Here is an 11,275-nt window from a genome sequence, read left to right on the forward strand (position 1 = left end):
CCTGCGTCCTAGTTGTCCGTACCAGCGGCCGCTGCAGGCTCCGCGCCGCTGAGCGTCGGCCCGCCAACATCGGTCACAAGGCCGACATCACTGAAACCACCCGCATTGAGCGCGCCCATCACCTGCACCACAGCCTCATAAGGAATAGCGCCATCTGCGCGCAGATAAACCCGTTCCGAACTGCGTTCGGCAGCAACCGCGCGAAGCTTGGGCACCAGTTCTTCCGCTGCAACGGGCGTGGTCATGATGGTGATGCCAAGATCTGCGTCGATGGTTACCGTCAAAGGCTCTTCCTGTTCACCGGGAAGCGGATTGGCTGCTGTCTTTGGCAGTTCAACCGGCACACCCACTGTCAGTAGCGGCGCCGCCACCATAAAGATGATCAGCAACACCAACATGACATCCACAAAAGGCGTCACGTTGATTTCGCTCATCGGCTGGCTGCTGCGGCGATTGCGGCGGCGGCGCTTGCCGCCTCCTCCGCCAGATTTCATCACACCCGCACCCATCTTTTATGCGTCCAGCTGGCGGCTGAGGATGGTGGCAAACTCATCGGCAAAGGCTTCATAGCCTGAAACGATCCGATCGCTGTCCGCGCTGAGTTTGTTGTAAAAGATCACGGCCGGAATAGCCGCCAACAAGCCAAGGCCCGTGGCCAAAAGCGCCTCTGCAATGCCCGGAGCAACCACTGCAAGGTTGGTGTTCTGCTGGGCAGCGATCTCAATAAACGCGTTCATGATGCCCCAGACCGTCCCAAACAGCCCAACAAATGGTGCGGTGGAGCCAACTGTGGCCAGGATCGGCAAGCCATGCTGCAGTTCATCCGCTTCCTTGGCAATCGCCACATCCATCGACCGATCAATCCGGCTGGTGGCATTCGCGATCAAACCGCCATCCTGCCGATGGCTGCGCTGCCATTCCACCATGCCTGAGGCAAACACACGCTCAGACCGCCCACTGGGCTCAGGCCCGAGCTCTTCGAAGAGCTGATCGAGTGGTTCGCCAGACCAGAACGCACGATCAAACCGCGCCGCTTCACGGCGGGCTTTGCGGTACATGATGTGCTTTTGGATGATCACCGACCAAGACCAGAACGACGCTACAATAAGCATCACCATGACCAGCTTTACGGTGAGGGTTGCGCGCGCGAAAAGCGCCCACATCGAAAAATCGACTGCTGCGTGTTCCATTTTGCCTGCTCTTTTCTGAGGCTCTCTTGTGGAGCCTTGTTTGAGAGCAAACCTAGCGGGTTTCCACTGGGAAATCTAATGAATTGGCATCAATCGCGAAAATTTGCGCGCTCTAATGGATCATTTGGCGAATATTTGCCGGCAAACGCACCGGTTGCCCTGCCTCATTCATGCAAACCACGGTCACCACAGCCTGAAACAGAAGCTCTTCGCCTCGCTTAACCCGCTGATCCATTGTCAGCCGCACGCCGGTCACGCTCCGCACTTCGGTTTCAACGGTCAGCTCATCGTCCAACACGGCAGACCCCAGATAATCCGCCTCGACCCGACGCACGACAAAGACGATGCCTTCGTCTTTCATCTCTTTTTGATCAAGCCCGATCTCGCGCACCCACTCGCTGCGGCCGCGCTCGATGAATTTGAGGTAGTTGGCATAATACACAATCCCCGCCATGTCGGTGTCTTCGTAGTAGATGCGGACTGGCAGGGTGTAGATCATTGAACTTGCTCCAAATTCGGCTACTCTATGGGTAGGCCGCAGACGTGTTCAATGCAAGCGGAACAAAGCGGTGTTTATTCCAATCGCAACCGAGCAAAGAGGCGCAGGGCATGACTTGGATCTTCGGCTGCGGCCGGCATCATCCGGTCATAGGCTGCGGCAATCACCGCCGCCACCTCAGGGCGCAGCACTGTAGCTCCGCTCTCAGGCACGACCGCCAATGGTGACGTCTCGGCAAAGGCCGCCGGCCCCCAGGTCACGATGGTCTGGACCGCCTCCCCGAGCGCGAGCGCCTCTGCAGGAAGCTTCGTCATCTCGCCACTCATGCGCAAAAACACAAAGGCCGCCTGAATCGCCCCGTCGTTGTCAAAGCGAAATGCGCGGTACTGGGTCGCATCTGCCGCCTGCAAACGCGCAACCAAAGCTGGTAAGTCGGGGATCAAACGATCCAGATCCGGCACCGCCAACAGCTCCTCCCACTCGCGGAAGAAGAACATCATCAGGTTGCTGCCAAGTTCCGGATCCGTCTCCGCCATTTGATGGCCAACCAGCGTGGCAACCGCCTCCAGAGCGCCTTTGACTGTGCGCAGGGTTGCGTCTTCTACACCGAACACCACGGGGGCAATCGGGCGTCCCCAGCGGGCAAAACCATAGCTGCCATCGGCACGGGTAAAAAGCGCTTCAACATCCTGCGGTGTCATTTCCAGCCTCCTGAAACCATCACAGCTTCATGCCGCGCAACCTCGCGGAAGACAAGAGCTCACCACGCCCTCTATCTGGCGCCGTGCTCTCAGAGGATATGAGCACCGCCTCCTGCGGTCTTGCCCTCCACATGGCTTGTCGGCACCGTTGCTAGACGAGCCCTAGCCAAGCTCCTCTGCCCAAGGCGGATTGGCCCCAGCCCGAGCCACCGTCACAGCAGCGACTTTAGCCCCGAATGCCATCGCCGCCTGGGCTTCGGTAGCCGTAACCGCTCGCACCCGGTCTTTGCTCAAGACACCAAGTTCCGAAAGCTTCGCGAGTACCCCGCTGTTGAATGTGTCGCCCGCGCCCACGGTGTCCACCACGTTGGCTTTTTCCGCCGCCACAGAAAACGCTTCCCCAGAAGCCAAATACCCGCGCGCGCCGTCGCCGCCACAAGTGACAATCACAAAGGCTGGCCCTTGCATCAGAAGCTGCGCGGCGCGCGCCTCCATATCGGCAAGCTCTGGCATCAACCACGTCAGATCTTCATCAGAGACTTTAACCACATCCGCTTTGGCAAACATCTTGGCCAATCGAGCGCGATAGGTTGCCTCATCTCGGATGAACCCCGGGCGGATATTGGGATCAATCATCACCGCACGGCTTTGGCCCTCGCGCTCCAAAACATCTGCATATGTATCGGCACAGGGTTCCACAGCGAGACTGATGCCGCCAAAGAAGAGCGCATGTACATCGTCAGAAACCGGCGCAACATCCTCAGTTGCGATCATCCTGCCTGCCGTATTTTCATCATAAAAATCATAGGTCGCATGGCCGTCTTCGAGGTGCACAAAGGCCATTGTTGTGGGGCGGTCCAAGCGCACAACAGCCCCTGTCGCAACTTTGCTTTGTTCAAGCCGCGCAATCAATTGCGCGCCAAATCGATCCTCTGAAATACCACTCAAAAGCCCGACATCGGCGCCAAGTCGACCAAGCCCGACCGCTGTGTTAAACACCGCGCCTCCGACATGTGGCACAAAACCTTCCGCTCCGCCCACCGTCGCTTCCGGGATCATATCAATCAGCGCTTCTCCGCAACACAGGATCATGGTGCTTCCTCACCCAAGCCACTTGGCATAGTCGCTCACGAGCAGATGTGTCGGATCCACATCTTCCTCGATATCGGCAAACCGCCCAATCGGCTCACGAAAGATATTGTCGGTCTCATCGTCGTTTACAGTCGAGACCTCCCCAATCAGAACATCGCCCCCTTCGCCCCAGAAGGCATGCCAATCGCCGGGCATGAGCGTAAGGCTTTCTCCAGGCGCGAACTTAAGCTTTTCACCTGGTGCAAACTCGCGCGCGATACCGTCGCACATGATCATACCACCGCGATCTTCGGCAAAGTTCCCGTCATCATCAGAGCCGTAAAGCTCCACCACCATGGTCGCCCCACCACGATTGATAATGTCCTCGGCCTTGATCACATGCGTGTGCATCGGAGACAGTTGATCCTGACGTGAAATCAGGAGCTTCTCCGCGTAGCACATGCCACCACCTCGCTGAAGATCAGCCAATCGGCCATTGCGTAGCGTGAAAAGGAACAAGCCCATTTCATCAAAATTGCCAGCGCCGTAGTCGGTGATGTCCCACCCGCAGCGCGCATCAACCAGCGCTTTGGCAGCCTGCTTGCGCGCTACGAACTCGTCTGGCGTCCAATAGGCAAATGGTGGCAGCTTGAAACCATAAGAACGGATCATCTCGTCCGCAGCAGCCATGATCTCATTGATGGTTGAGCGTTTCATCGCAATCTCCCTCGCAAACTGGCCTCTCACATATGGGATGCCCCAAGCAAGCCGACCATTAGCGCTAACATTGTCCAATATGCTATGGCAAAAGGCCGCCCTTGGGGCAACTGAAATCACGCGCTCGCATGCTTCACTCCGCTCCAAATCCGTCCGAAACATGTTTCGCAGCATGCACGTTCAAAAACACACTTGCCGAAACCAATTTCGCCGCACATGTTACCGATAACGGCCCTTCGCCGACCAGCCTGCGCGACCCACTGGACTTTCCCGAAAGGTCACGCGGGCATCTCTCATATTGCAAAACCAATCCAAGCCTCCTGAGGCATCTCAAAGGACATAACTGCATGACCAAAATCGTACTCGTGGGGGCAGGCAGCCTGCAATTTGGCACCGGGATGCTGGGCGATATTTTCCAAAGCACTCATTTGGAGCAAGCCGAGATTGTCCTGCATGACATCAATCTGGACGCCGCCCAGCGCACGCTGAAAGTGGCTGAAGGGTATGTGGCCGGCAACAACCTCCAACATGCGCTCACGGCGACCACAGATCTTCCAGTAGCGCTCAAAGGCGCACGTTTTGTCGTCATCTCTATCGAGGTTGGCGACCGTTTTGCCCTTTGGGACATGGACTGGAAGATCCCGCAACAATACGGAATTCAACAGGTCTACGGCGAAAATGGTGGACCCGGCGGTCTGTTTCACAGCCTGCGCATCATCCCGCCAATCCTCGACATCTGCCAGCAGGTCATGGACATCTGCCCTGACGCCACAGTGTTCAACTATTCCAACCCGATGAGCAGGATCTGCACAACGGTGCACCGCAAATTCCCAGAGCTCACCTTTGTGGGCATGTGCCACGAAATCGCGTCTCTGGAGCGTCACCTCGCGCCGCTCTTGGGCGTTGAACGCGCAGACATCAGCTATCGTGCGGGCGGACTAAACCACTTCTCGGTGATGACGGATTGCACCTATGTCAAAGATGGCTCGGACGCCTATGGAGATGTCCGCGCCAAGGCAGAGGGCTATTTCGGGGAAATGCCGGGCTACTCAGAAATTCTGCAAGCTTCGCGCAAAACCGGCACGTCGATTGAAACCGAGGGCTGGATGGACATCGACCTCAGCATGATCGACACCGTTCGCCCATGGTCTGACCGTTGGTTGTTTGCCGAAATCCTTGAGAAATTCGGCGCGCTTCCCATCACCTATGACAGCCACTTTGGCGAATATATTCAGTGGGCACATGACTGCTCTGACCATCAGGGTATTCTGGATTTCTACACCTACTACCGTAACTTCCTCGGCAAAACGGACCCGGTGATCGAACCCGTTTTGAAAGAGCGCGTGGTGCCCATCATGGAAGCCCTGCTGGGCGCGCCCGCCTACGAAGAGGCCGCCGTCAACATCCCAAACAAGGGCTTTATCGCCAACTTGCCGGAGTGGATCTGTGTCGAAGTTCCGGCGATGATCGACACCAACGGGCTGCACGGCATTTCGGTCGACATCCCAGTCGGCGTGCGCGGCCTTCTGTCCAACCAGATTGGCATCCACGACATGACCGCCGAAGCCATCTTGCAAGGCAGCCGGGATCTCGTGGTGCAGGCCCTGCTTGTGGATCCAGTGGTGACCAAATCCAAAGGCATGGGGGCCTTGGTGGATCACATGATCGCCGAACAAAGCCCTTGGCTGGACTACCTCAAGTAAACAGAAAGCGCCTCAGACCTCTCTGCGGCGCTTTTTCATTACGGGGTGATCAAAATCGCCCTGAAATCATTCACATTGGTCAAGGTCGGCCCCGGTACAACCTGTGTATCCAGCTTGGCAAAGAAGCTATGCGCATCATTGATCGCCAAGGCCTCTGCCACATCAACACCACGCGCCTCTGCCTCTTTCAGAGTGTTCGGCGAAATGACCGCCCCGGCCACCTCCGCAGCCCCATCGACACCATCCGTGTCACAAGCCAGCGCATGAATGCCTGCCGCGCCGTCCAAAGCTGAGGCAAGTGCCATCGCATATTCCGCATTTGGGCCACCCACGCCGTCACCGCGTCGGGTCACTGTGAGCTCGCCACCAGACAACAAAAGCAAAGGCTCTTTGGCTGTCGCGGCGCGCTCTTTTGCCAGCGTGGCATGATCTGCGGCAATTTCACGCGCTTCGCCTTCCAAGGCATCGCCCAGAATTTCCACCGCACATCCTGCGTCTTCCGCCATCGCCTTCGCTGCTAGAAGCGACTGCATCGGCGAGGCAAAGAGCACATTCTCCGTGGTCGAAAGACGCGCATCATCCAACGCCACAACGCCACCATGCGCACGTGCCGCCGCCTCAACATGCGCGGGCAAAGTCACGCCAAAGGGCGCAACCGCTGCCAACGCGGCATCCAAATCAGAGGGTTCTCCAACCGTGGGGCCAGAACCAATCATACCCGGCTCATCACCCGGTACATCTGAGATCAGGAAAGACACCACCTTGGCGGGATAGGCCGCCGCAGCCAACTGACCGCCTTTGGCTTGGCACAAATGCTTACGCAACGCGTTCATCGCTGAAATTGGCGCACCCGACGCCAGCAAATCCGCGTTCACCTGCTGCAATTCGTCCAAAGTCACCCCCGGAACAGGCGCTGTTAAGAGCGAAGACGCACCCCCGGAAATCAAACAGATCACTGTGTCGTCGGCCCCAAGTCCGCGCATCAGCTCCAGCATTTCGAGCGTCGCCGCTTCACCGGCGGCATCTGGCACCGGATGGGCGGCAGAGGCGATCCGAATGCCCGCACAGGGGCGCTCATATCCGTAGCGCGTGATCACCAGCCCTTCACAGGGACCCCAAGCCGCTTCCAAAGCCTCCGCCATCCGTGCGCTCGCCTTGCCAGCACCTACGACGATCAAACGACCTGTAGGTTTTGGAGGCAATGCATCCGGCAGCGCCGCCATAGGATCGGCAACAGCCACAGCTTTGGCAAAAAGCGCTCTCAGGAAGTCATTCGGGTCATCAATCACTTAGCTTTCTCCACTGGAGGCCCGCACCATCAATGACACGGGTGTGCGCACGTCCGGCGCAGGCGCCGGACCTTGGGTCAGCCATCCAAGCAACGTATCGCTGATATGGGTGGCAAATTCGGGGATACGGCAGCTCACCGAGCTCAGCGGCGGTGCACTATGTGCACATTCTTCGATGTCATCGACGCCGACAACCCTTAATTCCGCTCCGATCAGACGTCCCTGCGCTGAGGCAGATGCAACCAGCCCAAGCGCGACCAAGTCATTGAAGCAAATGACCCCATCAACCTCCGGAAACCGTTCTTGAAGCACCTGTGCCTGTTCGCGTCCAAACTGTCTTGTGGCAGCACCGGTCAAGACCACCGGCTGCTGACCACGCTCGTCCATCACTTTGAGATATCCCGACACGCGCTCCTGCGTGACAGGTCGCCCGTCAAGCCCGCCAACGAAGGCGATCTGCTTCGCCCCCTGCGAAAGCAAATGCTCGGTCGCCAGCCGCCCGCCTTCGGCATAGTCTGGGGCGGCAAAGGGAAACTGATCCAGCCTATTGTCTACGCGCCGAAACACCTGCATCGCAGGAAGCCCTGCGCGCGCAATCGGCTCTAGGGCCTGCCCACTATCGTCATAGGTAGGACAGATCACAAAGGCAGACACACCATGCTCAATCAACGCGTTGATCATCTTTTGCTGCAGGGCGGGATCTTCTTCGGTGTTGGCAACCACAGCCGCATAGTCCTGCTGGCTCAGACTTCGCTGCAAGGACGCTGCAAGCTCAGAAAAAAACGGGTTGCGCAGATCATTGATCACGAGCCCAATCAGACCGGTTGACCCCGAACGCAGTTTCGCCGCGGCACGGTTATAAACATAACCGATCTCGGCCATTACCTTTTGCACGTGCTCGCGCGTCTCGGACTTCACCAAACTGCTGCCCTGCAACACGAGGCTGACGGTGGATTTGGACACCCCAGCCTCGCGGGCCACATCTTTGATCGTCGGTCTGCGCTCCATGGCCGCTAGGTGTCAGATACCATGCAGGGAAAGCAAGGCTTTCATGCGGGTTTCCGCCAATTCCGGCTGCGAAAGCAGCCCTGCAGCATCGGCCAGGCGAAACACCTCAGCATAATGCGTGATATCTCTGCTCGCCTGAAATCCGCCCGGCATAATGAAATGGCTCTGCGCGCCATTGAGCCAGGCAAGATAGGCAATGCCAGCCTTGTAAAATCGCGTCGGTGCGCGGAAGATTTCACGAGACAAAGGAACAGTCGGTGCCAGCAAAGCATGGTAACGATGCATATCGCACATCGCCAAAGCCTCAAGCGCCTGACTGGCCGCCGGAGCTATGGCGGCGAAAATGCCGAGCAACGCATGGGAATGATTTGTGCCATCTCCCTCAATCAGTGGCGCATAGTTGAAATCATCTCCCGTGTAGAGACGCACGCCTTCAGGCAGCCGCGCCCGAAATGCCTCCTCATGCGCTTGATCCAGCAGAGAGATCTTGATGCCATCAACCTGGTTGGGTTTCTCGGCAATCAGCTCCAGAACAAAGTCGCTGGCAGCCTCAACAGAGTCACAGCCCCAGTAGCCTTTTAGCGCGGGATCAAACATGTCACCCAACCAATGCAGGATCACAGGCTGCGCAGCCCCATCGATCAGGCGGCGATAAACTTTGCGATAGACCTCTTTGTCTGCGCCGATTGCCGGCAACGCCCGGGTCGCCATCAAAATCAACTGCCCCCCAGCCGCCTCAATGACCTCTGCCTGATGCTCGTAAGCCGCGGTGATGGCCTCCGAAGTGGTCAGCTCAGACAGCTCACAATGATCGGTCCCGGCACCACAGGCCACACGTGGCTTTTGCGGATGCGCCTTGGCTGCCACCATTGTGCGCTCGATCAACTCACGTGCAGTGGCCCAATCCACGCCCATGCCACGCTGCGCTGTATCCATGGCCTCTGCCAGACCGAGTCCCTGATCCCAGAGACCTTGACGAAACACCAAGGTGGTGTCCCAATCAACCGCCGGACGGCCTGTCCAGGGATCTCGCTCCGCGACCGGATCTGACACAACATGCGCCGCTGCAAAGGCCGTGCGGGTCAGCGCAACCTTAGGCGCGCGTGGCACAAGCGGCGTGCCATGAAGGCGATAGTCCTCAATGCGCCCATCCTGTGTTGGCAGCTTCAGCATGACATCACTCCTCCGATCATCGGCTCAGGCCTCCACATCCAGCACCAGAACCCCATCGAGCCCACCCTCTGCGTGCGCAACAATCTCCGCACCCCAGCGCTTGTGTTCTGCATCTTCGGAATAGGCTGCCAGATCATCAAAACTGTCGAAATCGATGGTGAAACCGTGCATGTAACCACGCTCAATTTTCTCCGGGCTGGTTGAGCGACCACCATGAAAGCCTGAGGCCCCTTCAAGCCGCGCTGTCACACCTGCAAGCCCCGCGTAGATTTCCGAAATGGTGTCCTCAGACACGTCGGAACGGAACCGGGTCAGAACGATATGTTTGATCATGTTGTAAGCCCTTGATCTTCTTTGATCATATCGGCGGCCTTCTCGCCGATCATGATGGATGGTGCATTGGTGTTGGATGAGTTGACGGTGGGCATGATCGAGGCATCTGCCACACGCAGCCCCTCCAGCCCATTAAATCGCAGACGAATATCCACAACGGCCGCGTCATCCGGCCCCATGCGGCACGTGCCCGCACAATGATGGCTGGTTTTGGAATGCTGACAGATGAATTCAAACGCGTCCTGCTCGGTGCGCACTTCCGGCCCCGGCAATCGCTCCGCCAGAATATATGGCTGGAGCGCATCCTGTGCGAGGATGTCCCGCACAAGCTGTAAACCGCGCAGCGACATTTCCCGGTCATAAGGGTCGGCCAGATAATTCGGATCGATTAGAGGAGCATCATTCGGATCAGCGCTCTGCAGGCGCACCGATCCGCGCGAGCGCGGACGCAGGAAACAGGCGTTCAGCGTCACACCACCGTTGGGCATGGCCGCCACACCCGCCTCAATGCCGGTGCCCAGCCCGAGATGCATCTGAATATCAGGTGAGCGCGCATTTTCATCGGCGTACCAAAATCCACCGGTCTCAAATAGGCTGCTCGCCACCGGCCCCTTGCGCGCAAACAGATACTGCAGCCCAGCGAAGGCAGACATATGCAGCTTGGCAAACCGGTCATAGGTGTGTGGTCCGCTCACCTCGCAAATCGCATAGAGATCAAGATGATCCTGCAAATTCGCTCCTACATTGGGTTGATCCAGCTGCACTTCAATACCCAATTCAGACAGCGCATCTGCCGGCCCTATACCGGACAGCTGTAACAATCGTGGCGACCCAATAGCGCCAGAAGACAGCACAACCTCGCGTGCCGCACGCAGCTTGGTGCCATCCATCAATTCGACCCCGGTCACTCGCCCGCTCTCAACACTCAAGCGACGCACCTGAGCGCCGGTCTGAATGGTCAAATTGGGTCGATTGCGATTGGGCGCCAGAAAGGCCATCGCCGCAGAAGAGCGCCGCGCATTGCGCTGTGTCAGCTGGTAGTAGCCGACCCCATCCTGCTTTTCGCCATTCATGTCACCCGCTGCCGGGATGCCCAATTCACCACCCGCAGCAATAAACGCATCACAGATCGGCAGCGGCGCGGCGGGCTGGCTTACGCCAAGCGGGCCACCTTGCCCGTGAAACTTGTTGTTATGGGTATCGTTGTCCTCAGACTTTCGGAAGTAGGGCAGCACATCGTCATAGCCCCAGCCCTCACATCCCATCTGACGCCAATCGTCATAATCCTGCGCCGCACCCCGGGTATAGATTTGCGCATTGATGGCAGACCCGCCGCCAATCACTTTGGCCTGCGTATAGGGAAACACTTTATTTTTCATGTGTTTCTGAGGAACGGTCGTCCATCCCCAGCTGCCAATGCCCTTGGTCATTTTGGCAAATCCGGCTGGCAGGTGGAAAAACGGATGGCGGTCGGTTCCCCCCGCTTCAAGCAGCAGCACCGAGACGTCTGCCACTTCACTCAACCGCGCGGCAATCACCGACCCGGCGGAGCCGCCGCCCACAACGATGAAATCAAAGTCCGTCTTCATGT

Annotated in this window: 12 protein-coding genes; 1 reads left to right on the plus strand and 11 read right to left on the minus strand. The window is 57.9% G+C overall.

The genetic code is table 11. From position 1 onward, the window contains the following. Positions 1-8: 8 nt before the first annotated feature. From tolR to ACO07T_RS00810, 6 genes are all read right to left on the minus strand, one after another. Positions 9-509, minus strand: coding sequence for a protein TolR (gene tolR, locus ACO07T_RS00785; protein ID WP_422047844.1), 501 nt, complete (start codon positions 507-509; stop codon positions 9-11). 3 nt (positions 510-512) lie between these two features. Further along, positions 513-1,190 (minus strand): protein TolQ, encoded by a 678-nt coding sequence (tolQ, locus tag ACO07T_RS00790; protein ID WP_209061944.1) that lies wholly within the window; start codon positions 1,188-1,190, stop codon positions 513-515. Positions 1,191-1,302: 112 nt separating this feature from the next. Further along, entirely contained in the window at positions 1,303-1,689 is a 387-nt protein-coding gene (gene ybgC / locus ACO07T_RS00795; protein WP_209061946.1) for a tol-pal system-associated acyl-CoA thioesterase, read from the minus strand. A gap of 74 nt (positions 1,690-1,763) precedes the next feature. Next, positions 1,764-2,390: a hypothetical protein gene (locus ACO07T_RS00800; RefSeq protein WP_422047845.1), complete on the minus strand. Its 627-nt coding sequence runs from the start codon at positions 2,388-2,390 to the stop codon at positions 1,764-1,766. Between the two features lie 162 nt (positions 2,391-2,552). Then, complete coding sequence (locus tag ACO07T_RS00805; RefSeq protein WP_422047846.1) at positions 2,553-3,482, minus strand: carbohydrate kinase family protein; 930 nt, start codon at positions 3,480-3,482, stop codon at positions 2,553-2,555. Between the two features lie 9 nt (positions 3,483-3,491). Further along, on the minus strand, positions 3,492-4,178 hold the full coding sequence (locus tag ACO07T_RS00810) for a D-lyxose/D-mannose family sugar isomerase (RefSeq protein ID WP_422047847.1): 687 nt from the start codon (positions 4,176-4,178) through the stop codon (positions 3,492-3,494). A 347-nt stretch (positions 4,179-4,525) separates the two neighbouring features. Between ACO07T_RS00810 and ACO07T_RS00815 the strand changes: the two genes are divergently transcribed. Beyond that, complete coding sequence (locus ACO07T_RS00815; protein ID WP_422047848.1) at positions 4,526-5,881, plus strand: hypothetical protein; 1,356 nt, start codon at positions 4,526-4,528, stop codon at positions 5,879-5,881. 38 nt (positions 5,882-5,919) lie between these two features. Here ACO07T_RS00815 and ACO07T_RS00820 read toward each other — a convergent pair whose 3' ends face one another. From ACO07T_RS00820 to ACO07T_RS00840, 5 genes are read right to left on the minus strand one after another with little or no spacing between them, the layout of a single operon-like run. After that, entirely contained in the window at positions 5,920-7,167 is a 1,248-nt protein-coding gene (locus ACO07T_RS00820) for a glycerate kinase type-2 family protein (RefSeq protein WP_422048588.1), read from the minus strand. Between the two features lie 3 nt (positions 7,168-7,170). Then, positions 7,171-8,178, minus strand: a complete 1,008-nt coding sequence (locus ACO07T_RS00825; RefSeq protein ID WP_422047849.1) for a LacI family DNA-binding transcriptional regulator — start codon at positions 8,176-8,178, stop codon at positions 7,171-7,173. A gap of 12 nt (positions 8,179-8,190) precedes the next feature. Then, positions 8,191-9,351, minus strand: coding sequence for a dihydrodipicolinate synthase family protein (locus ACO07T_RS00830; protein WP_422047850.1), 1,161 nt, complete (start codon positions 9,349-9,351; stop codon positions 8,191-8,193). Positions 9,352-9,375: 24 nt separating this feature from the next. Next, complete coding sequence (locus ACO07T_RS00835; protein WP_209077572.1) at positions 9,376-9,684, minus strand: Dabb family protein; 309 nt, start codon at positions 9,682-9,684, stop codon at positions 9,376-9,378. Continuing rightward, complete coding sequence (locus ACO07T_RS00840) at positions 9,681-11,273, minus strand: GMC family oxidoreductase (RefSeq protein ID WP_422047851.1); 1,593 nt, start codon at positions 11,271-11,273, stop codon at positions 9,681-9,683. The genes ACO07T_RS00835 and ACO07T_RS00840 overlap by 4 nt, the downstream gene beginning before the upstream one ends. Positions 11,274-11,275 lie beyond the last annotated feature (2 nt).

This window comes from Shimia sp. (assembly GCF_965227725.1).
Taxonomy (GTDB): Bacteria; Pseudomonadota; Alphaproteobacteria; order Rhodobacterales; family Rhodobacteraceae; genus Shimia.

What these genes read in the sequence shown, in the direction of transcription:
- tolR (WP_422047844.1), bottom strand. Translation starts at nt 509, where the DNA reads ATGGGTGCGGGTGTGATGAAATCTGGCGGAGGAGGCGGCAAGCGCCGC.
- tolQ (WP_209061944.1), bottom strand. Translation starts at nt 1,190, where the DNA reads ATGGAACACGCAGCAGTCGATTTTTCGATGTGGGCGCTTTTCGCGCGC.
- ybgC (WP_209061946.1), bottom strand. Translation starts at nt 1,689, where the DNA reads ATGATCTACACCCTGCCAGTCCGCATCTACTACGAAGACACCGACATG.
- ACO07T_RS00800 (WP_422047845.1), bottom strand. Translation starts at nt 2,390, where the DNA reads ATGACACCGCAGGATGTTGAAGCGCTTTTTACCCGTGCCGATGGCAGC.
- ACO07T_RS00805 (WP_422047846.1), bottom strand. Translation starts at nt 3,482, where the DNA reads ATGATCCTGTGTTGCGGAGAAGCGCTGATTGATATGATCCCGGAAGCG.
- ACO07T_RS00810 (WP_422047847.1), bottom strand. Translation starts at nt 4,178, where the DNA reads ATGAAACGCTCAACCATCAATGAGATCATGGCTGCTGCGGACGAGATG.
- ACO07T_RS00815 (WP_422047848.1), top strand. Translation starts at nt 4,526, where the DNA reads ATGACCAAAATCGTACTCGTGGGGGCAGGCAGCCTGCAATTTGGCACC.
- ACO07T_RS00825 (WP_422047849.1), bottom strand. Translation starts at nt 8,178, where the DNA reads ATGGAGCGCAGACCGACGATCAAAGATGTGGCCCGCGAGGCTGGGGTG.
- ACO07T_RS00830 (WP_422047850.1), bottom strand. Translation starts at nt 9,351, where the DNA reads ATGCTGAAGCTGCCAACACAGGATGGGCGCATTGAGGACTATCGCCTT.
- ACO07T_RS00835 (WP_209077572.1), bottom strand. Translation starts at nt 9,684, where the DNA reads ATGATCAAACATATCGTTCTGACCCGGTTCCGTTCCGACGTGTCTGAG.
- ACO07T_RS00840 (WP_422047851.1), bottom strand. Translation starts at nt 11,273, where the DNA reads ATGAAGACGGACTTTGATTTCATCGTTGTGGGCGGCGGCTCCGCCGGG.